We start from the raw sequence: 24,605 nt of genomic DNA, 5'->3' as shown, positions 1-24,605 counted from the left end.
GTTTTGCAACAGCCTACTCGCTTGACGGGGAAGTTAATTCACCTTATAGTTTAGTTAACTTAACTATATTAAAAGGCAAAAAGACTGAGGTTTTCTTTATGAATTTGCTACAAAATCCACGATTCGTGTTCACATGGTTATCCGGCATGACGCTCACGCTTGGCTTCTCGATTTTCTTCTTGAGCGTGTCGTGGCTCACAATCGATGTGCTGAAGCAACCGGCCCTCCTCGGGATCATCATGACCGCCGTCTCGTTGCCGCGTGTCGTGATGATGATATTTGGTGGCGTGTTCGCTGACCGATTCCAAAAGAGTCGGCTCTTATTTTTGACGAACCTCGGGCAAGGTCTCCTCATGGTCGCGGTCGTTGCGCTCCATCTCGCGGACGCGTATTCGGTGTCCGCCTTGATCATGATCTCCATCGTGTTCGGTCTACTGGACGGCATGTCCTATCCAGCGTTGTCTTCTTTGATCCCGTCGCTCGTCAAACAAGAAGAGCTGCAACGTGCCAACTCGCTCTTCCAAGGGACGCTCGAGCTCATGTTCGTTTTCGGACCGTTCCTCGCCGGTGCGTTACTCACATGGGGCGGCTTCGGGCTCAGCTTCGGGACGGCGGCCGTCTTGATTACCATCGCCGCTATCTTGATTATGCCGCGTTTGATTCGCGACCCCATCCCCCTCGCCCGTGCCATGTCGCTCGGTCATGTCATCTTCGACTTGAAAGAAGGCATCCGTTACGTCTCGAGCACACCGATTTTACGGAGCGGAACGCTATCCATCGCCATCGTCAACTTGTTCGTCATGGGACCGCTCATCATGAGCATCCCGATTCTCGTCGGTGAACGGGGCGGCAATGCGTTTGACTTGAGTCTGATTGAAGGTGGACTTGCTGTCGGAACGTTCGCCGCGAGTTTTCTCGTTCTGTTGTTCCGCTCGGTCCACCGCGGTCGCTTCGTCTTCCGCGTCTTGTTTTTGACGATTGGGGCCTTCTTCCTCTATACGCAGGCGCAATCCATCACGCTTCTCGCTTTGGCTGCGGCCGCGAGCGGATTCATGTTGATGCTCGTCTACTTGCCGACGGTCACACTCATGCAAGAACATAGCGACCACGATAAGATCGGACGCGTCATGAGCATCATGGCGCTCGCCGCATCCGGGTTAGAACCGATTGCGTTTGCCGTCCTGTCGATTCTGGTCGCCTTGGCCGTACCGATTCAAACGTTACTCATCTCGTTTGGTATAATCGGATTAATATGCAGTATCGTGTTATACGTGCGGAGCCAGACGTTCCGTGACACGCGATGAAAGGAGAACGACGATTGAACGACACACGCAAACAGCAAGTCATCGAGATGTACCGTCAAATTGACGAGCTCGACTTGTTGTTCACCAAATATTTTACCGAGTTGAACGAATTCGAACTCAGTTACCAGCAAGAACAGATGTTACTCCTGTTCAAACGACAAGACACATGGACGACGACCGAGATTGCGACAAAGATGAATATCTCGAAGAGCGCGGTCAGCCAAGTGCTCAAAGTGCTCGAACAGCGTCGGTTCGTCCAGAAAGAGAAGAACCCGGACAACTTGCGCGAGAGCTTCATCCGTCTCGGTACAATCGGTTTAGAGTACTCGAAACAAATCGATGCGATCGAGGAACGGCTCGCTGAAGAGATGTTCTCCGTGCTCGAAGACGACGAGATGACGATGATCAATCGTTCGCTGGCGTTGATGATCAAAAAATTCAAATGAAAAATGCGTATCGTCCCTGGCTTGGGAGGATACGCATTTTTGGTTAGAGTTGATTGACGACACGTTCCGCTGCCCGGAGCGCGCCTTCAATGTGACCGCCGAACAAGGAGTCCGTCTCCGTCCCAGCGAGTGAAAGCCGTCCTTCCCAAGCTGGGTCGAACGCGATCGGCTGATAGACAGGGAAGTCGGTCAACGGCACCCCATTTTGAACAGTGGCCGTATGCCGGTCACTCGACCAATCGACGTATAACACGTCACGCGGTTGGCGGGCTTCTTCCCCGAACAGTCGCACGAGTTGATCGATGACGCGACGATTCAGCTCGTCCCGGTCGAGTACCGAGCGTTCGGCAGCAGACAACCGAAAGAAGCCGAATAACGCGGCTAGTCCGCCCGGCTGTGAGGCGTCATGAATTTCCTGCAACACGCCGGCCCAACTCATGCCTTGACCGGATAAGCCATTGTCTCGCCAAAACGGACGGTCGTAGACGGCAATCACTTTCGCCTGTCCAGCCATCCAGGTCGGCGTGTTTACTAGCTTTGACTTCGTCGTTTCAGACAGTTCCGGTTGAAACGAGATGCGTGAGACGAGTCGCGGCGGGATGGCTAGGATGACGTGATTGAACGTTTGGGGCGATCCTGTTTCGAGTTCGATGGAGACCGCGTCTTCAGTCTGTTGAATCGAGGTGACGGTCGACTCGAGTTGAAGCGTGCCGGCGGGCAAAGTTGCTGCCAGCGCCGTCGTCAAACTGGCCATGCCCCCGACGAATCGCCTCGATGGGACGATATGACCTGGAGGGAGTGTATGCCGTTCGATGACACCGAACTGCCGCTCGAGCATCAAGTCCCCGGTCGTGTGTTGAGAGAACGTCGGGAGACCGAGTCGTTCAATCAGTTGCGTAATCGTCGTCTCCGTCTCTGGCCAATACCAGGTCGGACCGAGGTCGAACCCGTCATGGCTCAACACACGTCCCCCGATACGGTCACGCGCCTCGAACACGGTGACGTCATAGCCTTTTTCAGTGAGGAGCGACGCGGCATACAAGCCGCTCACGCCGGCTCCGATAATGGCGATGTTCATAGTGCAGCTCCTTCCTCAACAAACGTCGTCACGTCGAGCACTTGTCCGAGATAAATCCGGTCGACGAGATAGTGATACTTCGTGTTCGTCTCCGGATACTCTTCGACAATCGCTTCGCACCAGTCACGGTCGAACATCTTCTCCCAAGATTCTTTCAGTTCTTTCTCGTCTTTCGCTTCCCGGTCTTCAAACGAGAGGAAATACCGATTCAATGCGAACATCCAGTAACCAGCCTCGACTTCGAGCACGCGTGAGTCCGGCAATTCGACCGTCAAGACGACACCCTTTTCTCCGGGTTCTAAGTAACCGCCCCGAGCGACGTCTGGTCGTGTTTTGCTCAACCAAACTGGATAGTTTCCATGAAGCGAGACCTCTGTCCGCTGCTCATATTGTCCCGCGAGCCAGTCATAGGCGGGCCGATGGTACGCATAGTCCTCATCTTGAAAAATGCCATAGGCCGGATCACCAAACAAGTAACCGCGTTCGTTTGCCGCTTCCCATGCGCCCGCATGTTGATATGTATAGTAAATTGCCATATGTATGCTCCTTCTTAAGTGGATGCCTCTAGCATAACTGACCTTCCCACTTTGCATCCATCACGGAATCGTTTGGGTTTGTCTGAATTTGGAAGTATACTAGCCGTATGGATTACATAAAGGAGGAAAGAGAATGAATGTTTTAATCACCTTACTATTTAGTTTATTAGCGATACTTGTCCCACTAGCGTTACTCATCGCGGTCATCGTAATGATTGTTCGATTTATCGATCGCTATGAGAAGCGGGCTGACGCGCGACTCGAATTGGAGCGTCAAACCGTGGCTCAGCAGCAACAGCAGTTCGACGTCTTAGTGGAGCGCCTTGAGCGAATCGAAGAAAAAATAGAGGTACGCCCTTAATGACGACATCATTCACGATATGGACGAAACGTCTCGTCCTCACAGCCATCACCGGTGGTCTGTTACTCGTTGCGAATGAAAAGGAGTAGCCCGCGCTACTCCTTTTTGACTGCCTTTATTTTGGAAAGCAACCGACTTTCCTTCGGGCATACACCTTGTGCGTCACGTGCTCCGGGTCAACTTGGCCAAGTCTTTGATCGAGCCGAGACGACGCAATGATTCCGATTCCATACATACCGGTCGCGACAACCGTCACACTGATTAGTTCCGGATTGAGCAGTAGCGTCAAAATCAATACAACATACGCTCCAATCAGTCCAAATGCTGTCCACCATTCGAGACGCACAAGCCGCTTATACTCGGCGGACTGGTTGAAGCGCAGCAATGTGTTCGTCCGAGCCCCTATTTTCACGAGACCGACTGATGGGAACACTAAAAGGAACCAAATGAATTCAGCGAGACGACGTTCGCCAATCATCATCAAGGTCACACTGATTCCTGTAATCAGTGCAAACAGTATGATTGCCTGACGGGTCGAGCGCTTGCCGCTCGCATACAAATGATGGAACCGTTCGTGCTGCGTCATAGAACCAGACTCCTTTTGTTCAACTAATGTCTTTCAACCCAGTTTGGTCTCGCCACTTGAACGGTATCGACTTCTTCAAACCAAGTCGATAACTGAGACGCCACACAGATCCTCGAATCCGGTCCACCCAACTGTCACTTAAGTCTTGAAATGGCATGACGGCTCGGACTTGATGGAGCTCGATGCGATGAATCACGTATTGATAGTCTGGTGCCTCGATTGACCGATTGACCGCCATCTCTTCGCACCATTTCTGGTCAAAAATTTTTTCCCAAGACTTTCGGGTATATACCGGGTCGATGTCTTCCCTGTGGTCAAATGCTTCGGCCGTATCGCAAAAAGTGGAGTGATACGGAACGAAGTCCCAAAATGAAATTTCCGAAGCCAACACTTGATCGTCCGGTAATTCAACCGTTAGCACGACACCTTTATTCCCCGATCCAATCCGTTTTCCGGTCCCGAGGTCAGGAAACTCGTCTCGACCAAACCGGATAGCTCCCATTCAACGGAATCCCAATTCGTTGCTCATATTGTTCGACCATCCAGTCATAGGCCGGTTTGAAAAAATCGAATCCTTCGTCATTGAACATGGCGTAGCGAGGGTCACCTTGTAGATATCCTCGCTCCAATGCCACTTTCCAAGCGTCTTCATGCTGATACGTGTAATAGATGCCCATATACATTAATCCTCTCCACATTTGCTCTTTCACCACTTTATCCGATTTCGCATCAAAACGTAGTGAAAATAATGGTCAGGGTCAATCGGTCGATTACAACTTAGGCGTTCGGACTCGGATACTTCACCGCGTTCTTCTCGAGCTTCTCTTCAATCGCCTGCGATACATCGATTCCTGCTGCATGAGCGAACGTGAGCGCGTAAATGAGGACATCCGCGAGTTCTTCTTTCATCTCGACGTGTTTCGTTTCAAGTGCCTCTTCACTCGATACCCATTGGAACAACTCCAACAACTCGCTCGCCTCGAGTGATAATGATAACGCCAAGTCTTTCGGGTTATGGTGGAACGCCCAATCGCGCTCGTCACGGAATTCAATCACTTTGTCCATCAGTCGTTGTATTTCGTTCATTGAATGTCCTTCTTTCATCGTTTAATTACACAAACGGCAAAGCCTCTTCATGTTGCGTATTCGCATTGATCAATCCCCGATTATGGAACGTCGAACTTAAGTCCGCATAGTGTGTCGTAATCGGCAGTCGTGTCTTTAAGAGCGAGTGGACATGCATGAACGATAAACGATACACATCGCTTAACACAGCCTCAAACGGTAAGACGTTTGTCTTTTGCACCACTTTGAGCGGTTTCGCCATCCCGACATGCTTGCTTGGATTGGTCGCAAGAAGATAGCCCATTCGCTCCTTTGTATAACTGAGTCCCTGTGATGTCTTCCATTCTTTCTCGTGAATCGCCATACGTCGATTGACGTTCTTCAAAATTTCCACGTAGTCGAAGCGAATCCCACGTGGAGAAAGAAGCGAGTCGATGAGAGCCAAATCTTCACGGCAGAATCCATCCCGGTGGAACGTGATATGCATTGGCGCATGACCGTACTGTTCTTCAAATGCATGAAGCGTGTCATAGACGATATCCCGCATCGTCTCAGCACTGATTTTCTCCCCCGCTTCACTTGTCGAGAGTGATTTCTGCTTAATCATCGCCCCATCTTTCCCAATGATTTGAATGATGCCCGACGCATGTTTTCCATTCTCATGGCTTACGTCTAACCCGACAAAACAATCCGAGTGGAGCGGTTCACCGAGAATCCAAGGTTGTAGGCCTGCCTTCACGTACACACCGAGTAGGATGTTGTACAGTGTATCTTCAGAGTTCAGCACGCGGTCATGCAGCTCCACACATTGAGTCACGACATCATGTTTCCCACCAAATTCCCGCTTAATGGCTTGATACGAATGATTGAGCGATGCTTCCTCGGCAATGACAACGACGACACCTTCAAAGTGTTTCGGGACGTTCTTCAATTGGAACATGACGTCTTCTGCCTGCAACAAATCGGTAGAGAGCGTTTGGCTCAGTCCTTTTGGTTTATTCGAGACGTTGAGTGTCACGCCAAAGCGTTCAGACGTGGTCTTAAGCTTTTTGATAAAATCGAGGACTTGTTGCAATTTTTGTCGATCACGTAATTTCGGGTCGACAAAGAAACTGACGGTCGCCTCCCCTGTTTCAAACACGCCGCCTTGATTCAAACCACCTTTGGCGTAGCTAGCCGTCTTTCCTTGACCAAAGCGAAGCCGCGGAGATTGTAACGTTTTGATGGTATAGCCGAGACGAGCCGCTCGTACATCTTGCCGTTCAAATTTCAGCATCGGCAGTCGACCGATCAAATCGAGTGCTTCCGGCATCAGTTTTGACATTCGCGCGTCAGGCGACAATTTGATGATTCGATTGACTGCGCCGAGCTGTTTCGCTGGAATCGTCTCGAATGAACAACTCTGTTTCAGTTGCTCAGGTAAGTATGGAAGAATATGATTGTTTCGATCTTTAACGTGTACGACGAGTGCGTCTGATGCGATGATTCGTTTCGGATCTTTCTTTGCGAAATAATCAATGATCGAACACTTTAGAATCGGACTCACTTCACTCGCTCGATAAGGCGCAACTTCTACAAATTCGTACTCATACGATTTCGGATGAGTCGAATCGATGACACGCATTCCCACAGATACGGATTTCGGCTCACGCTTGAGCTGTTGCAGTAGGTTTTCGCGGTATTCAAATTGATGGGTCAAATCGAATCCAAAGACAATTTCATCCGTCTTAGACACGTTCACGTTGAGATCGAGTGCCGGATAAATGAGTAGCCCGCTTGTCGACTGTGGGTGCGCCTGTTTCGAGCGGAACTTTCCCCGGTTCATCATGTACTGCGGATGTGCCAATCGCTCCAACTGCTTTTTTAACAGTCGTTCGAGTAACGTTCGCTCGACGTTACGTGAAAGATTGATCGGACGGGCTTCGTATTGTAGAAACGTCTCGTTTCCCCACTGTTTGATTTCCTCAAACGAAGCAATGTACTGATCAAAGAACACAATCGGTTGAAAGTTGTTCAATTTGTTTAATTGAAAAATCAACTTCCCCCCTTGCGTATGTCGTGACGATGGATCCTGGAGCGGTACGGTATAGAGATGGAGTGTCACGTCCGTTGCTTTCGTTAATGCTCGCCATTCTGTTAAATAATACTGGTTCATCTTTCCCTCATCCTTCCCCGTTGTTCAATCATTGCATCCACTATAACGGAATTCCTAATATTAGGTAGATAAAATAACGGATAGGGTTCAAATAAGAAGTGTACTTCTGAGACAAAAAAACTCCATCACAATGATGGAGTCCACATAATCAATTTGCTTCATAACTTTGATCGATGTAAGGCTTCGCTTTTTCAAAATCTGCGTGAGAATATAAGACAATTTCTAAATCTCCGGTTCCATAATGTCCAATCCCTCGCATATCTCGCGTAAAGCCAGGTTCGAGCGTTACAGTATCAGGATTTACTTTCACATACATCAAAATCTTTTGCGTGCTCGGATGAAATTCTACACAAGCGAAGTTTTTAATACGCTTATATGCAATATAGTGTTTCGTCACATTTTCCTGTACATCATCACCAAGTGCCATAAGATACGACACGAGACCATCAAATAAGTCCTTTGATTCTACCGTCGCTTGTTTCAAGTAGTCACTGACCGTCTTACTTGCTACGGAGAACTCCGATGAAGTCATGATAGGTTTCGCTGTCGTCGCATTGACGAGATCTAGTAGCAACAGGCCATTCTCGTAATATTTATACTGGTACAATTCAATATTGCGATTGATTTGTTTAACAGCGTGCTCATCATACTTCGTGAAGCCACCAGCGATACAGACGAGACGCGGATTACTCCAATCAATCGTATCGGACACTTCTTTCCCATACTGCTTCAAAATTGATAGTTCGAACTCTGCTTGGTGGTCGAGTAACCAGTCCAAATAGAACAATCCTTGGTTAATCACATTTTCGTTTGTCGACCGCTTGTATTCAATAATGACAGGCGAGTTATTTTCATCTAACCCAAGCGTATCAATCCGACCACCGTGTGTACGACCCGTGCTGTACTCCGAAGCAACAAAACGAATACCGAGCAACTGCTCTAAATTTTTCTCGAATAATTGTTGTAGAGATTTTTCAATCGCCATTGATTGACCGTATAATTCTTCCGTACCTTGTTCGCTTATTTGAAATAGTTTAAGATCTCCCATCGTACTCTCCTTTTACACTTCCACCAGCTGGTCAGCTAATAAAAGTGAGTATTCATTTGTAGTATGAAGAACAACTTCATGCAACGCCCTCGTTAAAGAGACGTATAACCGTCGGGCTTCCTGAGGCGTATCAAAATAGTTCATGTCATCCACGTCCATCATCAATACTGCATCAAATTCCATTCCACGCAAGTAATCGATTGTCGAGATGATAATCTCGTCACTCACTTTTGTAGTTTCCGATTGAATGAGTTGCGTCGGCAACTGTAATTTTGAATGTAAGAAAGACGCGCGCTCCATCGTTGGTGTGATGATACAAATCGAATATTCTTCTTTTCTCCATCGAGATAGTAACTCTTTTAATTCACGACTCTTTTTCGATCTTAGCAGTTCAACCGGCTTCCCGTTCCTTTCAAATGGATCAATCCAACTCGTCTCATGACCCGCATCAGCTAATAAAGCTTTAGCTAAATCAACAATCGGCTTCGCCGTACGGAACGTTTTCGTTAAATACTCAATCGTCCAGCTTGATTTTCCATGCATTTTAACCGGTTCCCAAGACGTCATTTCGAGCGAACGATAACTTTGGAACGTATCACCAAACACCGTCATCCCGTGACACAACTTCTCGAGTACGAAAATGTCGAGTGGTCGAAGCGTCTGTCCCTCATCGACAAAAAGATGACTCCACTTGTCCGGATATCCATTCGTCTCGTAATGAAGATACATCCAGAAGAAACGGTCGAGCTCAGTCGGACGTTTCAACTTGTGCCACATCTCTAACAGTTCTTCTGACTGCGTCTTTTTGAGATAAACTAGACGGCCTGGTTGCTTCATGATTGACCAAATCGTCGCGGCCTCAAGTTTGGTCGCTTTCTTCCAAAAATCGATTAACTGAAGGTGCTCTCGTTTTTCACGTGTAAGACGCTTCTCCATACTTTCATGCATCAACTTCTCTAAGTCTCGTGCCTTCACGGCATTCAATTCTGATGCCCAACGTTTTAAGCCCTCAATTAAGTCTTTTTGATATTGCTCTTTATTCAAGATGGATAAACGTTCCGACTCACTGCGCATCATCTGTAAAATGCGTTCTGTTTGTGCGGGACCTGGACGTTCTTGTCCAAACCAAATGGCTAACGCCCGCTCATGTAAATCCTCTAGCGCTTTAATCGGCTCATATCGTCGAAGCAACACAGCAACGTCGTCATACCACTCCTCAATTGCCGCATCCGCCCATTCGAATAGATCGTGCCCTTGATATAACGGAAGGAGTTCTTGAACGACACTCGCGGAGAAGTCTTTAGACGACCCTGTCTTTAACCACTCATCAAACGCCATTGTCGACACCGATTGAATTTGTAAATGCTCCGCGTCCTTCAACAGTTGATGAATCGTCGCCTCATTCGGAGCCAAATAAAGCATTTTCCGACGTTCGTCTTGATACTGTAAATAAGACATACGGTGCAGCGCCGTCAACGATTTTCCGGTCCCGGCCGCCCCTTGGACGATCATATATGTATTCACGGGTGCCTGGATGATGTGGTTCTGTTCAGCTTGCCGCGTTGCGATGAATCCGTCGATGGAGCGATCTTTTTGTTTCTTCGTCAACTCTTGCTCCATGAAACTATCTTGTGGGACGTCAGGAAACGTCGACGGCTTTTTGAATGTCGACTTAATTTGTTCGGTAAACCGTTTCGTCAATGAGCTCGATTGCTGTTTTGGAGCACGACGATGATTTGCCTGAATGACACGTCGTTGTCTTCGATCAAGCTCGAGCTGTGTCATTCCAACGATATCACCACCAGGCGTCTCAATCGTCTCTCCATTAAACATGGACGCACGCATCGCCACCTCACTCCGCCAGTCTAGAACGAGCGGAATCTCAGGTGAACGAGGGTGCGCCACTCCGAACTTCCCGACCGGATAAATCTCTTCTTCGCCTTCGTCCTCAATGACGAATGTGAATGAATACAACTCTTTCAGCGCGTCTTTGTACCGTTGTCGTTCCTGTGCACTTTCTGATTGACGTGAATGCCCCCGCATGTCTATCATTTCATAGTCGCTTGACTCAAGACCTGGTTTTTCTCTTGTAGTTTTTCCCGTTAAGTGAGATTCAATGACTGAGCAAAAATCATTCAACCGTTTTTGTTCTTGCTCTATAACAACTGTCACTCGCATTAACCCCCTCGTTTACTACTCTATCTTTCTTCTTCGTTATGTGATTACTATATGAGGCCATTTAATATTCTGGTCTTTAAAATTTCGCTGTAAATATTGCAAGTCACTCGTGTAAACAAGATGAGCATTTTTTTGATGTTTATGTAAATTTGAAATGCCAAATAATAAATCGACAGTTCTTTGAAGACCTAATTCAGGAATACATTTTCTGACTAAAATTTCTCTACGCTTTTTCATGGAAATGGATGTGACCTTAATATATCCATAAGCAGCTAATTCACTTTTTTCATTTAGTTGAAGTGGGACTTTTTTATAGAAGGTATTTTGAATCATATTTTCAATGACCACTGTTTCTCGATTCGTTAATTGCAAATAACTCAACATTTTGTCTAGCATACGACCGTTAAACTCTTTTCGGTCCCAGTCTTTTAAGAGCATCCCATATGGAGTAACAGCCCGATACGGCAATTTTAATCCGAGCATTCGTCCGTAAAAACTAATGGCATCTTGTTCGGCAGCAATTCGACTACTTTGATTGAATTTTCTTTTATACTGTTGTTTTGAAAAACATGAAAAGTAAAAACGGATGATTCTAAAATAGACAATTGGATGAATCTCTTTATGCGAATCTGGTAAATTCCGTATCACATTAAAGTTTTTGATCACCCATGTGTTAAAGGATGTATCACCCGAGTAATGGATGACTTGTAATAGTTTTAAAAAGTGATTCAGTCTTCCCTTCTGTTTATTTAATGATTTCCGTTTACCTAATAAGTCGTCCAACTCCCTCTCAATGAGAGTAAAGCGTCCGGTATCTGCGAAGGTTTGGATAAGATTTTCTATTTGGGCGTCAATAGATGTTACATTCGTATCACGTTTTAGCACCTGAGGGACTAATTCCTCTTTGTGTTCTTTATTCCGAAAGTGAATTTTATATGGCGTTTCATGCTTCGATTCGGAAATGCCAAACCTCATCTTTTTCTTCAGTTCGTCTGGATTGAAACGTACTTCCATCTCAATGAATCGTTCCTCATGGGAAATTAATATTTGAAACATATTCGAACGATGCAATGTCACTTTATCAAGAGTCGCTATATGGAATAACTGATTGTTAATAACTCTACTTTCAGTCATATTTGTAAAACAGATGCTAACCGTTCCAATTCCAATATTTACTGCTAGTTGATCTTCTACATAATGAATAGGAATTTTTCGAATAATAGACTTTTTGTATTTAGCCAAAAGTTCGCCCCCTTTCATTTAATCAAATTTCGCTAAATCCCAATGCGTCACAATCCCCAATAACGCTTGATTCGACTTCCCTGATTCCGTAATCAATAATGCTTCTAACTTTTTGCCTTTATTTGCGGCCTGTAAAAAGTAATCTTTTGCTTCATAAATGGTATTTCTTCTCGAAACAAAGCGATACGTCCTGGCAAGTTCATCAACGGAAAGAAGATCGCTCACCCTAGTCTCTTCGAATGAAATGAGATCATCCTTCACTTTTGACGCCAGCCAATTCGTGATACCGCTTTCAGTCACAAGCGAAATAAATTTTCCGTCTGAATTAAAAACAGGAAATTGGGAGTATTGGAATTGATGAACAAACTGGAGCATTTTACTCATCGAATCCGTTTCATTCAATGAATAGACGTCACAGAAGAAGTTATTCATTCGCTTTGGAGAACGTAACTTCTCTTCAATTTCAATAATCTCACTCACAATTTTCTCGTGTGGTTCCGCAATCGGCTCACCGTTCAATCCGCTCCCATGTTGAATGGCGTTGCGCAAGCGGCCAAAACTTTTGAGCCGCTCCGCTTTTTGTCGAATTAAGGGATTTTGTTTAGCCGCCTGATCCACAAGATAGGAGAAGGAGATGTGCTCTTCCTGTTTTAGCTGCTGACGTAACATTGTCTCAATGCGATGAAACCGATCTAAAAAAGTAATAGAGTTTTTCATGAGATACCTCCATGTTTGAAAACCTGATCTCAACGCACCACAAACTCTTCTTGCTTAACAGTTTTCCATGCCTCTCCGTCATACAATTTGAACAACTCGCTAGCCAATTGATAATTCCGCTCAAATGCTACGTTACCTAGATTAAAGAATGGTTTTTTAGACTCGCTCCAATTCCACAAGACACGCTTATCTTCTCGAATTGGCATTTGTCGATCTTCTAATAATGCAGTGAGCGCTTTACGTTCTATCGGTTCAGAGTATCCAAGCATCGCATAGAGGAAATATGCATACTCCGTCTCATCAAAATTCAAAACAACGACATGGGCCTTATGTTCATTAATAAACCGCATCATTATCCGATACTGTTCAAATAACAACGGTGCTAAATGCTTACTATCTGGATGGCTACCACTTAAGATTGATTTCGTTAATCGGGAACACTTCAATCGATGAGGTAACCGTAAAGCTGGGAAAGTAGGAATTGCTAGTACATTCGTTTTAACACCAGCTAGTCGAAAGAAACGTTCGATTTTTTGATCAAAAGCATGTCTTGTAGTCGAACTACTTTTTCCTCGTTCATATATGAGAGACGTCCATGTCAAAAACTGTTCTTCGTCTAAATTCTGATTAATTGATTTAGGGTTAAGGAGCATTCCACCTTCTCGGTACTCGAGTTCCTGAGTTCGGTTAAGTGGGGATTGGCCACCCCATACAATGACACGAACGTCTTCGACTTCTTGTGGGATGAAATGTGGAGCTGGTACGTTACTGCCTTCATATATGAATGGTATTAAGTCTCCCCAAATCTGAATCAATTCTTCGTTCATATTCAGCAAACTATTGGATTCTTGACGTGTATTCCAAAGACCCGGCTCAAAGCGCCATGTGTGAAGCGTATCTTGAATAAAGTAGGGATGTTTGTACAGAATCGCCTCGACCGTCTTCGGTGAATATGGATAATGCTGTTGAACCTCTTCAATTAACTTATCCACAGGAACGGGAGATTTCTGTTTCAATAAATAGTTTACTAAGAGTGAACGTGCGCTCGGATGTTCAATGGATGGATCGAGTTCATGTATTCGGTTAAGCCGCTCAGCTTCTCGCATATCCTCTGGTAGATACGGAGCCACTCTGACAGTCGCTTTGCCCTCCTGAAGATTCTCGAATATCATCTTTTGACCCGGTTTAATTCGATGTTCGAAGAGGAAATCGCTAAAGCTGTGACTTCCTGCTTGACCTTTTGCGTTCATGGTAAGGATAAAAGGACTCGACTGATGTAATACCTCTAGCTGTCCAGCGGCAAAATACTTTGTCAACTCACCAGACACCTGAAACGTAGAATTTCTTCGTTCGAGTGTAGATAAACGAACCGTCAAACGGTTATTGGCTGTACGTTCACGTTTAGTAGGTTCAGTAACTTCTATGTTCTGCTTTAGTCGTGGCGATGGGATTGGAGAAATAATTGTTTTCCCTCGCGTTTTGTTTGAAGCAAGATCTAATTCTTCAGGTTTGGAATCATCATAAATAATCGTATTCTGAGAAATAACAATATTTCGTTCCACCTTTAAAACTTGTCTCAATCCTTCGTAATAAGCAGAGAATATATTTTCATATGGCTGTTTCCGAAAATACTTTTGAATAATTTCTCGAATTTTAATCGGTGTTTCGCGATTCCGTTTCAAGTGCTCAATAATGGCACCTTTCTGTTCTTCAATTTCTTCTAGAATATCTGGTGACACAGTGATGTTGTAATCCATTGGTGGATTATCATAATCATTTAAACTAATCCGTTGATAGGACGTCTTGAAACGGGAATCTACTTTAGGGAAGAACAAGACGTTAGAATCTTGGATGTCATAGTATGATTTCACTTGCGCAACCACATCATGCCTGACGATGTTTTCGAGTTTATTCTTGTACATATAGCGATGGACCAAATCATTTAGCAATTGCCATTCGCTAAGAATGACATACTGTGCGTCTTTATGCCCGTGCTTTCCGTTTAAAACAATAAATCGAGGATCTTTATACAAACTTGCTATTTTATTTTTCAAATCTTTACTCATTAAAATAGGCTCTCGGTTTTGACGTAGTTCACGCTCAAGCGAGTCAAATTGTGACGAAGGATCATTTTTCCGTCTCACGTAATCGCCTTCGCTAATGACCGACGGTACGTTTGCTTCTAACGCTGTAGTTAAATTCCGAACAGCATCTTCTCTCTTACATCCTCGTCCTGAATCCCAAATCATCATCAAATACTCAATTAATTTCTCTCGCGTCAATACATCGGTGTGAAGTGAGTTAAATGCCAACTGAATATAACTAATATTTGAAGAGACTACTCCTGAAGATTCCATCATTTCCCCTCGCCCCTTATATTCAAATGTTTTACAATTAAATTATATAAGAAAGGGGCAAAACAATGAATGATATTATCCAACGCCTAGTTAATTTTTTATCAGGTAAAGATAATCAACAAGCCTCGATTGATGAGGCTTTAGATTTGCTTGAAGATGAGTTCATCGATTTGCGACAACTTCGACAGATTCTAGCACACCAAACAAAAATTCAAATGAATGAGGGCGTTCTCCAATTAATAAGTCAGGAGAAGCCAACTACACAAGCTAAAGCCTTTACACCTAAACAACGAACTGAACTCATTGAGAACCTAGAAAAAAGATTGATAGGACCACAAAATGGTGAACATGAAACGCTCAAAGCTGCACCAAGTTCATTCTATTTGACCGGTCGACTCTTTCCATACGGGGCCTCATCAAACGTTATTCATGAAGAAGAGACGGATCAACCTTTAAACGAAGTTGAAGGCATTACTGTGGAAGGTGAAGCCATTGAAGAAATCATTACCTCTCAAGACCAATTTCGTAACTCTAGCTTGGGTGTAAGCTTTATATTAAATGATATTGTCCCACTAACTTGTCATATCAGTTGGGCACGTTATGAATCCGTAGAAGAAGATAACTCTTTTTATTACAAACGGCAGCCGTTCTCAAAAGTTGTCTCACTGGATTTAAATCAGAGTGGTGAACTGTCAATCGACTCAGATTCAAATCTACTTTTAAAATGGTATGTTCGTTCGGGAAAATCTGGATTAGACATTAGTCTTTATCTCGTCCACAGCTTGGATTTGAGCTCAACTAATCGTTTCCCAAGACAAGAGGAGATTATCTTCCAACCGAAACTATCATTTAGTGTCAATAAGCAGTCGATTGTTCCGCGTCCTGCTTACGGCATGAACAACTTAATCAATTTCTTATATCGCGAACGGACTGTTCCGATTATTGGTCACCAAATCGGTACAGATTGGTCCGTAGACGACACTACCTACTACTTCACAACGACATGGTTGCCAAAAGAAGAAGTGCCTCTCGTTGAACATCAACGTTTGACGGATACGTCGTTCAACATGCTTGATTTGGCCAAACAGCCTAAAACTGAAGTCATTTCTCGGTTAAACAAATTACCAGACGCGTATATGGAATGGATTGCGGATGAATCCGCGAAGTTGGACGGCCTTAGCGAAATCGATCAATCCTTACTTTCGCAACAAGTTGAACAAGCAAGAGAAACTTGCTCGCGTATGTGCGATGGAATTCGTCTTTTGAAGACGAATGACAAGGCATGGACAGGTTTCAGACTCTCGAACTTAGCGATGCATGTTCAACGTGAGCAAGGGATTCATGCCTCGGTATATAAAGAAACAGGACAATACGATTTTGAACCCGTTAAAAGCGAATGGCGCCTGTTCCAGTTAGCCTTTATCCTTATGAACTTACCTAGCAGTTTTGACGAGCACCATGAAGACCGTCAGCTTGTCGATTTGCTATGGTTCCCGACCGGTGGAGGTAAAACGGAAGCCTATCTTGGTTTAGCAGCATTCGTGATGTTTGTTCGCCGCTTAAAGAATGATGCCAGCGACCCAATGAGTTACGGTGGCATGAGTGTCATGATGCGCTATACGCTTCGCCTACTAACCATTCAACAGTTCCAGCGAGCGACGCTTCTTATTTGTGCCATGGAAGCGATTCGTCGACACGAAGATACTTATTCGAATCAGATTCCTGATATTCAATTAGCAGACTTAGGTACCGTGCCGTTCTCGATCGGACTCTGGATTGGTAGTGCGTCCACGCCAAACAAATACGAAGATGCAAAAACTGCGCTACAAAAACTAGCAAGCAACGAACCGCTTGAGAACAGTGAAGTCGGCAACCCGATGCAACTTAGCCATTGCCCTTGGTGTGGGGAGAAATTGACTGTACGGGACTATTCGGTTAATCGAGCTAAAGCGACAATCAAATGTCCAAAGGCAAGATGTACATTCCACAGCGGCATCCCAGCGTATACGATTGACGAGGCCATTTACGATCATTTGCCGTCGCTCGTTATCGGGACCGTCGATAAACTAGCACAAATTGCTTGGCAACCGCGGATTGGAGAATTGTTTGGTCGTAAATCATCCTATCGAGCTTCCGACAACAAATTCATAGACGACTCTCCGACACAAGATTTGCCACGGCAACATGCTTGGCTCCCACCTGCGGATCTTGTGATTCAAGATGAGCTGCATCTTTTAAACGGACCGCTTGGTTCTCTAACAGGTTTGTATGAGTTTGTGATTGATGAGCTCATGGGATTTGGCGAATCAAAACCAAAAATAGTTGCTTCTACTGCTACCATCAGTGGAGCTGAATCTCAAATTCGTGGGCTTTATGACCGACCAGCAAACCAATTTCCAGTCTACATTCAATCACCTGATGACTCATTTTTTTCAAAAACAGTACCAATTGATCAGAAACCAGGTCGTCTTTATGTAGGTATTTCTTCGCCGGGGGTCAGTATGAAAATCCATACTGTGAACGTATACGGAGCATTGATTGCCGCGACACGGAAACAAGAGAAGCAGGCTGAACTCGATCCGTATTGGACTGTCGTTGGGTATTTCAATACAATTCGTGAATTGGCCGGTACGAATACGATGTTTTATGATGAGATTCGGACGTATCTTCAAGCGAATGAAATTGAAGAGCCATTACTCGATTTTGAAGAATTGACGAGTCGTAAAAAAGCGCAGGAAATTCCTGAATTGTTATCTCGGATGGAACGAACATTTGAAAATGATGAGGTATTGGATGCCGTCCTTTGTACGAACATGATTTCCGTAGGAGTCGACGTCAACCGTCTTGGTTTAATGGTCGTCCATGGCCAACCAAAGACAACTGCTGAATACATCCAAGCCACAAGCCGGGTTGGTCGTCAGCATCCCGGCCTAGTCGTGACAATTCTGAACCCTCAACGAACTCGGGACTTGTTCCACTTTGAGCAGTTCAAATCTTTTCATCAGTCTTTTTACCAATACGTTGAGCCTACAAGCGTGACACCATTCTCTAAAGGCGCATTAAAACGCGGTATTACTGGTGTTCTCGTGGGATTAATTCGTCAAACGATGACATCGCCATCTATTTCAAAAGCCAATAACGCAGGTCAATTTGAATTAAATGCTATAGATGCTACAATGATTGACCGCTTCGTCGCTCGTGCCAAATCTGTTTATGATTGTTCAGAAACTGAGACTCGTAAGCTTGTCAGCGAAGTGTTAGACAGATGGAAATCGCTAGCTGCTCGTACAAACCATGAATTAGCTTATAAGCAAAAAATCGTAAATGGTAGACCAATGAATACTTCACAACACTTATTGAAGTACTTCGAAGAAACACCGCTCACCCCCGATGCAATGTTTGCGCTGACTTCTTTAAGAAGTGTAGAACCTGAAATTAAAGTCGAAGAGGAGGTCAATCGCTATGACAGTTGGTAATTCAAAGCATTCTTATCAACGTGGTTCGATTCGCGCAGCACAATTGCTCCATCATTTTGGTCCAGGAGCGATCGTTGATTTACCAGACGGTAGTTTTATTACGAACGCAGTAGATCAATGGGAGTTTAAAAACAATAAAATTCGAGAAGAAGATCACGATGCTGTAATGAGCGCCTTTAATCAGAAACCGGTTCGCCTCTTGAATAGCAACCCTGAAGCAATACGTACAAAAGTATCACGTTTTCCAATCTGGCGCTTCTGTCCGAATTGTGGATTTATGACAGATCAACCGAGACGTACGTTTTGTACGAATCCGAAATGTGAGCCTCTTGGAGTAAAATATGCGCCGATGCGTTTTGTAACTGTTTGTCGAAAGGGACACATTAGCGATTTCCCTTGGGTGAAATGGGCGCATCAAGGGTATGAAATTTGTGATAAACCTCGTTTACGACTGATGACGGATAAAGGCACACTATCAAGTTCTTACAAAACGATGAGAATTCGATGTACCAACTGTTCAACGCCTCCAGTTTCCCTTGCAAGGATTAAAGATAAAGGAGAGCTTGAACGAGTTACTGGTAAAACATGTGCAGGAACTAGACCTTGGATTTTAAATCATCAAGTAGAGACATGTGACGCTGAAATGACGGTAGCGTTGCGCGGAGAGACCAAGTTGCACATTCCAAACGTTCAAAGTGTGATTACCCTTCCACTCAAAACAGCAAGTCAAGACGCTATTTGTCAAGAAATCGATAAAAAATACGAGTCAATGAAACATGCTTGGAACAGCCTCCAGTCTGAACAAAAACCAATAATGCTAAAGTTGTTATTGGCTGATGGAGATTGGGCGGAAAATGATATCCAAAAAGGGGTTCATTATTTAGACTCTAATCGGCAGTTGGATGTCCTCGAATTTGGCTCGATTAAACAACGAGAGCTCAGTGCGTGGAAACATACAAAAACTGCACCGCTTCAAGAACAAGATTGTCAAGCCGAGCGGGTATCTGTTCCTGAAGAATGGACAGACTATATCAGTCACATCACACGCGTAGATTTGATGCGCGAAGTCCGGGCATTGACTAGTTTTAATCGTTTGAAGTACGCAGATTCATTCGTTGAACGTCAAGCAGGAGAAGGTGTTCCCATTTTTAAAAATCAGAAAAATTGGTATCCAGGAATCGAGATTTTTGGTGAAGGGATTTTTATTGAATTGAATCCAGAGATGATTGAAGAATGGGAAAGTCGTGCCTCTGTAAAACGTATCTTCGAAGGCCAATTAGCAAGATTCCAACAAAAACGCGTTAAGCGCGGCCAAATCGAGATCGAATTATATCCACGCCATATTTTGCTTCACACATTTGCTCACGCCTTAATTCGAGCATTTGCTGAAACGAGTGGGTATTCTTCTACCTCTTTACGAGAACGGTTATATTTTGAGAATGGCGCTGCCTCTGTGTTAATCCATACTGCCGAAGGTGACTCTGAAAGCAGTTTAGGGGGATTGATTGAACTCGCCAAACCAGAGAAGATGTCATTGATGCTAAAGCGTGCCATTGAATTAACGGAGTACTGCTCATCAGATCCGACTTGCCTTGAAGGTGGACAAGATCGCAAAGCTGCCGCATGCCATTGCTGTCTTTTCTTAAGTGAAACGTCTTGTGAATGGAACAATGAATTGTTAGATCGGCGGGCACTTCATCCAAAATTATCAGATGACCATCTCGCTTTCTTTAACCTATAACATTTACTTAAATGCTAATCGCTTGTTTGTTTACTATAATAAGGACATCAGCAATAGCTGATGTCCTTATGCGTATTATAAAAATATATGTTAATATTATAAGTTGCATTAGACAACATAAGGGAGGATTCTCATGAATTTAAGCACTGTCGAAAAAATTCAAAGCAGTCTCCCGCAAGTAACTAATCAATACTACAAACTTATGTATGCTAATGAGTACTTACATGGGAATACCATTTCTTACTATGCTAAAAACTTTGAGACAGGCTATTTAAATTTAGGTATAGAATTATCCTTGGCTTTACTCGACATCCCACTTCAACGTCGACCTTTCAAAGTGATAGAAATAGTTGAAAATCTCATTAACAAGCAACACAACAAGATTATTTGTATCGATCGTATCGAAGTCCTATTCGAACCCAGCTTAAAAACAAACCCATTTCAGATGTTTAAACAGTTGAGTAAAAATCATATTTTAATTATTGCTTGGCGCGGAACAGTCAGTGACCAAACCTTAATTTATGCAAAACCAAGTCATCCTGAATATTCCAAGTACACAACAGCTGAAGAATGGATTTTATAAAAAACTGAAGGAGTGCCTCTTATGCTATATAAAGATTTACTTCAATTTGAACCAATCGAGTCAATCATTAAACTGACTGATGCTAATGAAGAAGACTACGCCAAAGGAATGCTTCAATCGTATGTCATTTCTGAGCGTATGGCAGATCAGTTAGCAGATGAAATTATAGAACACATTCAATTCGAACGCCCGCTTGAAAACAAAGGTCTTTTTATCGTCGGTAACTATGGAACCGGTAAATCACACTTAATGAGCGTTGTTTCTACGCTAGCAGAGCGTGAAAGTTCTAGCCAGTATATCACAAATGAAAAAGTTGCTACTAAAGCAAAAGACATCGAAGGGAAATTTAAAGTAATTCGTATTGAGATTGGTTCGGTACAAACACCTTTACGTGACATTTTAGTTGATGCTATGGAGACTCATCTATCTGACTGGGGGATTGACTATAAGTTCCCTTCGGACATGAAAATAGCTAACAATAAAATTGCACTAGAAGAAATGATGGGTTTATTCAATGAAAAGTATCCAGAGGATGGATTACTCCTTGTCATTGATGAATTATTAGATTACTTACGCGGTCGAAAAGAGCAAGAATTAACCCTTGATTTAGGTTTCTTGCGCGAAATCGGAGAAACCTGTTCAAAAACTCGACTACGCTTCATGGCTGGTATTCAAGAAATGTTATATGGAAACGCACGTTTTAGTTTTGTAGCTGACTCGCTACAAAGAATTAGTCAGCGCTTCGTTCAAATTAGTATTGTCCGTGAAGATATCGCGTTTGTTGTTTCAGAACGTCTTTTAAAAAAGACAGATGAACAGAAATCGTATATCCGTGAACATCTTAAACAATTCACAAAATTGTATCATCGTTTAAATGAAGATATGGAAACATACGTTAACTTGTTCCCAATTCATCCTGCCTATTTGACTGCTTTTGAAAGTGTAAACCTAGTTGAAAAGCGAATCGCACTCCAAACAATTAGTGCAGAAATCAAAAAAATCATTAATCAACCATTGAATGAACATAATCCTGGTTTGATTTCATATGATAGCTACTGGACATACATCGAATCGAATGCCACAAATAAGTCAGATCAGCACATCCGTGATGTAATGAGTAAGCATAAAACCTTATATCGAGCGATTGATCAGTCGTTTCCAGAAGCTAAAAAACGGAGCTACCAGCAGACCGCGTTTCGAATTATTAATGCGTTAGCTGTTGATCGCTTAACGACCGATGACATTAACGACAAAGTCGGATTAACGCCTGAGCGTTTACGTGATGAGTTATTTCTTTTGCCACCTGTAAATATTGAATTCTTATTAGAAGAAGATGACCCAACAGATTTTTTAAAAACCAATGTTGAGGCAGCCTTAAAAGAAATTCAGAAAACTGTAAGCTACCAGTACATTTCAACAAATGAAAGCAACGGTCAGTACTATTTGGATTTAAAGAAAGACATCGACGTGGACAGTCTAATTCAAGCTCAGGCTGAGACGATTGAAAATAACAAGTTGGATCGTTACTATTTCGATCTGCTTCAACAGACGTTGGAACTAGACGATAACACATACATTAGTAATGTTAAGATTTGGAGTTATCAATTAATGTGGGAAGCTAACCGTATTGAACGTAAAGGTTATCTTTTCTTCGGAGCTCCAAACGAACGATCGACAGCACAACCAGAACGTGATTTCTACTTGTACATGTTACCTCCTTATGAGAAACGGTCATTTAAAGATGAACAAAAGCCAGACGAATTATTTTTTGAATACGATCGTAGCGACGGCGAATTCGATCGTTTGCTGAAACTTTATGCTGCGTCTCAAGATTTGGCACTCGATGCTTCATCCGGTACAAAGAAGTTGTATACGTCTAAAATTGACACGTACCGTCGCCAATTAGTAAGACGATTAACGGAGCAGTTTAACCAAACGGTTCAGGTTATTTATCAAGGAAAAAAAGCAATAATTGCTGATACGATTCCGTACATGTTAAATACAGTTTCAGTCAAGAAACTAATTGATGCATCCGCAGAATCGCTATTGACAGATTGGTTCTCCAAAAAATATCCTGAGTACCCTTCATTTGGACGAATTTATCCTGGAGTAACTTTTGAAAACATGCGTCAATATGTGTTCAAAGCGTTACAGATGATTAACGGTGAGCCTCAAAAGATGGGCGAAGAATTACTATCTGGTTTCATCTTACTAGATAGTAAAAATCAATTTACAACCAGTCACTCTGGATATATCAAGTGGATACAACAACTATTAGATAATAAAGAGCATGGTCAAGTCATCAATTACGACGAACTAATTGTTACCGAGCGAATTAAAGGAACTGAAGATATTCGTTACACGAAAGAGTTCCGCCTAGAACCTGAACTTTTTGTTGTATTGCTTGGTGCAATGTTGCAAACAGGCAAAATTGAAATTACAATCGACGGTAAAACGTACGATGCAATGAACTACAGTGAATGGATGCGTATGGATATAAATCATCAAACAGGATTTAGCCATATTCGAAAACCATCTGGGCTCCCAACCGCTGCAATCAAAGCATTAAGTGACTTATATATGATCCCACTGTCCAATTTTGAAGAAGAAACACTTCAACGCTTTATTAGAAAACTAAATGAGAAAACGTCGGAGGTCATTAAAAATATTCTTGAAGTGAATCAAAAGTTAAGAGATGAACTTCAAATTAAAGGCCAATCAATTCTTTCTTCACGAGAGATTCAAGAAAATCAAAGTATTCTAAATAAACATAAAGAGTTTGCAGAAACGTTACAACGCTATAACACAAAAGCCAAATTGAATAACTTGAGGTTCAGTGAAGAAGACATTAAAAATCAAGAGGAAGCTTTGGAAGTACAAGTAAAGCTCAATAAACTTTTCTCTGATGTCAATCAATTGCAACCACTGCTACATTATTTAGACTTGGCTCAATCAGCAGAATCTTTAGACTCTGAATGGAACAATCAAGTTGATATTACAGTCGTTGAATTGGCACAAACTCTGCGAGACGGAACTAGCATAGTTTCAATCAAAACACGATTAGAACAATTGAAAGAAGCCTATATTCAAAAGTATTTATCAGCACATTCAAAAGTACGACTTACAGCTACTGAAAATGCTCTAAAACAGAACTTGTTAAACGATCAAAGACTTCGAGATCTAGAGTCATTAGCGGAACGGATTTCTATCTATCAAAGTGCTCAATTAAATCACTGGAAGCAACAGCTAATGAATTTGATCCCTTGCTATGAAGCAACTGAGGAACAATTACAAAGAAATCCATTATGTAATTGTAAGTATCGAATAAATCAAGAGGAGCATATTAACAAACGAACTTTAACTCAAGCCGAAGAAAATCTTCAAACTCTCTATGATCATTGGATTGAAGAACTCGCTAAAACCCTGTCATCGCAAGACATTCAACAAAACGTTTCATTACTCAAAGAAACACAGCAAAAACAAATTCAGGATTTTATTTCGTCTCATAAATTACAATCCCCAATTGAAATTTCGTTTTTGCAAACAGTGAGTGAGTTACTTTCAGGAATTACAAAAGTTGAATTCACATTAGAAGATTTTGAAAACATGATGGCACACGGTAGTCCACTTACCATTACCGAAATGAAAAATCAATTTGATCAATTATTGCGTGAAAAGATTGGGAACCAATCATCACAAAGTATTCGCGTATTGTTGAAGAAGTAAAGGAGA

19 protein-coding genes are annotated in these 24,605 nt (G+C 43.2%); 7 read left to right on the top strand and 12 right to left on the bottom strand.

Features of this window, described 5'->3' with window-relative positions; all coding sequences use genetic code 11:
• Positions 1-98 precede the first annotated feature (98 nt).
• Both KNP06_RS10975 and KNP06_RS10970 read left to right on the top strand, forming a co-directional pair.
• Positions 99-1,304 carry an MFS transporter gene (locus tag KNP06_RS10975; protein WP_214788971.1) on the top strand — a complete coding sequence of 402 codons (1,206 nt, stop codon included), beginning with the start codon at positions 99-101 and terminating at the stop codon, positions 1,302-1,304.
• Positions 1,305-1,318: 14 nt separating this feature from the next.
• Entirely contained in the window at positions 1,319-1,750 is a 432-nt protein-coding gene (locus KNP06_RS10970) for a MarR family winged helix-turn-helix transcriptional regulator (protein WP_251131581.1), read from the top strand.
• A gap of 43 nt (positions 1,751-1,793) precedes the next feature.
• Here KNP06_RS10970 and KNP06_RS10965 read toward each other — a convergent pair whose 3' ends face one another.
• Positions 1,794-2,828, bottom strand: a complete 1,035-nt coding sequence (locus KNP06_RS10965) for a flavin monoamine oxidase family protein (protein ID WP_214788965.1) — start codon at positions 2,826-2,828, stop codon at positions 1,794-1,796.
• On the bottom strand, positions 2,825-3,364 hold the full coding sequence (locus KNP06_RS10960; protein ID WP_214788962.1) for a DUF3841 domain-containing protein: 540 nt from the start codon (positions 3,362-3,364) through the stop codon (positions 2,825-2,827). Before KNP06_RS10960 ends, KNP06_RS10965 begins: the two co-directional genes overlap by 4 nt.
• 133 nt (positions 3,365-3,497) lie before the next feature.
• Between KNP06_RS10960 and KNP06_RS10955 the strand changes: the two genes are divergently transcribed.
• Positions 3,498-3,725: a hypothetical protein gene (locus KNP06_RS10955; RefSeq protein WP_214788960.1), complete on the top strand. Its 228-nt coding sequence runs from the start codon at positions 3,498-3,500 to the stop codon at positions 3,723-3,725.
• 115 nt (positions 3,726-3,840) lie between these two features.
• On the opposite strand, the gene KNP06_RS10950 is transcribed toward KNP06_RS10955, so the two are convergent.
• The 10 genes from KNP06_RS10950 to KNP06_RS10905 all read right to left on the bottom strand — a co-directional run bounded on the left by KNP06_RS10950 (position 3,841) and on the right by KNP06_RS10905 (position 15,076).
• Positions 3,841-4,311: a hypothetical protein gene (locus tag KNP06_RS10950; RefSeq protein ID WP_214788957.1), complete on the bottom strand. Its 471-nt coding sequence runs from the start codon at positions 4,309-4,311 to the stop codon at positions 3,841-3,843.
• 19 nt (positions 4,312-4,330) lie between these two features.
• Positions 4,331-4,813: a hypothetical protein gene (locus KNP06_RS10945; protein WP_214788955.1), complete on the bottom strand. Its 483-nt coding sequence runs from the start codon at positions 4,811-4,813 to the stop codon at positions 4,331-4,333.
• Positions 4,776-5,009: a DUF3841 domain-containing protein gene (locus tag KNP06_RS10940; protein ID WP_214788953.1), complete on the bottom strand. Its 234-nt coding sequence runs from the start codon at positions 5,007-5,009 to the stop codon at positions 4,776-4,778. Before KNP06_RS10940 ends, KNP06_RS10945 begins: the two co-directional genes overlap by 38 nt.
• A 79-nt stretch (positions 5,010-5,088) precedes the next feature.
• Entirely contained in the window at positions 5,089-5,397 is a 309-nt protein-coding gene (locus KNP06_RS10935) for a nucleotide pyrophosphohydrolase (protein WP_131505195.1), read from the bottom strand.
• A 25-nt stretch (positions 5,398-5,422) separates the two neighbouring features.
• Positions 5,423-7,531, bottom strand: a complete 2,109-nt coding sequence (locus tag KNP06_RS10930) for a Piwi domain-containing protein (protein WP_214788950.1) — start codon at positions 7,529-7,531, stop codon at positions 5,423-5,425.
• 148 nt (positions 7,532-7,679) lie between these two features.
• On the bottom strand, positions 7,680-8,579 hold the full coding sequence (locus KNP06_RS10925; protein ID WP_214788947.1) for a DUF5655 domain-containing protein: 900 nt from the start codon (positions 8,577-8,579) through the stop codon (positions 7,680-7,682).
• A gap of 12 nt (positions 8,580-8,591) precedes the next feature.
• The gene (locus tag KNP06_RS10920) at positions 8,592-10,631 is read right to left on the bottom strand and encodes an ATP-binding domain-containing protein (protein WP_214788945.1); all 2,040 of its coding nucleotides are present in this window, start codon (positions 10,629-10,631) and stop codon (positions 8,592-8,594) included.
• 162 nt (positions 10,632-10,793) lie between these two features.
• A complete protein-coding gene (locus KNP06_RS10915) occupies positions 10,794-11,999 on the bottom strand; it encodes a hypothetical protein (protein WP_214788942.1) in 1,206 nt (401 codons plus the stop codon).
• An 18-nt stretch (positions 12,000-12,017) separates the two neighbouring features.
• Positions 12,018-12,716 (bottom strand): CBS domain-containing protein, encoded by a 699-nt coding sequence (locus tag KNP06_RS10910; protein ID WP_214788939.1) that lies wholly within the window; start codon positions 12,714-12,716, stop codon positions 12,018-12,020.
• Between the two features lie 29 nt (positions 12,717-12,745).
• On the bottom strand, positions 12,746-15,076 hold the full coding sequence (locus tag KNP06_RS10905; RefSeq protein WP_214788938.1) for a hypothetical protein: 2,331 nt from the start codon (positions 15,074-15,076) through the stop codon (positions 12,746-12,748).
• A 62-nt stretch (positions 15,077-15,138) separates the two neighbouring features.
• Between KNP06_RS10905 and drmA the strand changes: the two genes are divergently transcribed.
• From drmA to KNP06_RS10885, 4 genes are all read left to right on the top strand, one after another.
• On the top strand, positions 15,139-18,549 hold the full coding sequence (gene drmA / locus KNP06_RS10900; protein WP_214788934.1) for a DISARM system helicase DrmA: 3,411 nt from the start codon (positions 15,139-15,141) through the stop codon (positions 18,547-18,549).
• Entirely contained in the window at positions 18,536-20,290 is a 1,755-nt protein-coding gene (gene drmB, locus KNP06_RS10895; RefSeq protein ID WP_214788931.1) for a DUF1998 domain-containing protein, read from the top strand. Before drmA ends, drmB begins: the two co-directional genes overlap by 14 nt.
• A 133-nt stretch (positions 20,291-20,423) precedes the next feature.
• Positions 20,424-20,873, top strand: coding sequence for a BREX-3 system P-loop-containing protein BrxF (gene brxF / locus KNP06_RS10890; protein ID WP_214788928.1), 450 nt, complete (start codon positions 20,424-20,426; stop codon positions 20,871-20,873).
• 21 nt (positions 20,874-20,894) lie between these two features.
• Positions 20,895-24,599 carry a DUF6079 family protein gene (locus KNP06_RS10885; RefSeq protein WP_214788925.1) on the top strand — a complete coding sequence of 1,235 codons (3,705 nt, stop codon included), beginning with the start codon at positions 20,895-20,897 and terminating at the stop codon, positions 24,597-24,599.
• The last annotated feature ends 6 nt before the right edge of the window (positions 24,600-24,605 follow it).

It is taken from the genome of Exiguobacterium sp. s21, from assembly GCF_018617975.1.
Lineage (GTDB): Bacteria > Bacillota > Bacilli > Exiguobacteriales > Exiguobacteriaceae > Exiguobacterium > Exiguobacterium mexicanum_A.
The sequence above is the reverse complement of the archived record's forward strand: the minus strand, read 5'-3'. Positions and strand labels throughout refer to the sequence as shown.

Bases quoted from the DNA above. Each gene is read 5' to 3' on its own strand.
- KNP06_RS10930 (WP_214788950.1), bottom strand. From the start codon at position 7,531: ATGAACCAGTATTATTTAACAGAATGGCGAGCATTAACGAAAGCAACG.
- KNP06_RS10965 (WP_214788965.1), bottom strand. From the start codon at position 2,828: ATGAACATCGCCATTATCGGAGCCGGCGTGAGCGGCTTGTATGCCGCG.
- KNP06_RS10905 (WP_214788938.1), bottom strand. From the start codon at position 15,076: ATGATGGAATCTTCAGGAGTAGTCTCTTCAAATATTAGTTATATTCAG.
- KNP06_RS10960 (WP_214788962.1), bottom strand. From the start codon at position 3,364: ATGGCAATTTACTATACATATCAACATGCGGGCGCATGGGAAGCGGCA.
- drmB (WP_214788931.1), top strand. From the start codon at position 18,536: ATGACAGTTGGTAATTCAAAGCATTCTTATCAACGTGGTTCGATTCGC.
- brxF (WP_214788928.1), top strand. From the start codon at position 20,424: ATGAATTTAAGCACTGTCGAAAAAATTCAAAGCAGTCTCCCGCAAGTA.
- KNP06_RS10940 (WP_214788953.1), bottom strand. From the start codon at position 5,009: ATGTGGAGAGGATTAATGTATATGGGCATCTATTACACGTATCAGCAT.
- KNP06_RS10885 (WP_214788925.1), top strand. From the start codon at position 20,895: ATGCTATATAAAGATTTACTTCAATTTGAACCAATCGAGTCAATCATT.
- KNP06_RS10955 (WP_214788960.1), top strand. From the start codon at position 3,498: ATGAATGTTTTAATCACCTTACTATTTAGTTTATTAGCGATACTTGTC.
- KNP06_RS10920 (WP_214788945.1), bottom strand. From the start codon at position 10,631: ATGATAGACATGCGGGGGCATTCACGTCAATCAGAAAGTGCACAGGAA.
- KNP06_RS10910 (WP_214788939.1), bottom strand. From the start codon at position 12,716: ATGAAAAACTCTATTACTTTTTTAGATCGGTTTCATCGCATTGAGACA.
- KNP06_RS10975 (WP_214788971.1), top strand. From the start codon at position 99: ATGAATTTGCTACAAAATCCACGATTCGTGTTCACATGGTTATCCGGC.
- KNP06_RS10925 (WP_214788947.1), bottom strand. From the start codon at position 8,579: ATGGGAGATCTTAAACTATTTCAAATAAGCGAACAAGGTACGGAAGAA.
- KNP06_RS10945 (WP_214788955.1), bottom strand. From the start codon at position 4,813: ATGGGAGCTATCCGGTTTGGTCGAGACGAGTTTCCTGACCTCGGGACC.
- drmA (WP_214788934.1), top strand. From the start codon at position 15,139: ATGAATGATATTATCCAACGCCTAGTTAATTTTTTATCAGGTAAAGAT.
- KNP06_RS10935 (WP_131505195.1), bottom strand. From the start codon at position 5,397: ATGAACGAAATACAACGACTGATGGACAAAGTGATTGAATTCCGTGAC.
- KNP06_RS10950 (WP_214788957.1), bottom strand. From the start codon at position 4,311: ATGACGCAGCACGAACGGTTCCATCATTTGTATGCGAGCGGCAAGCGC.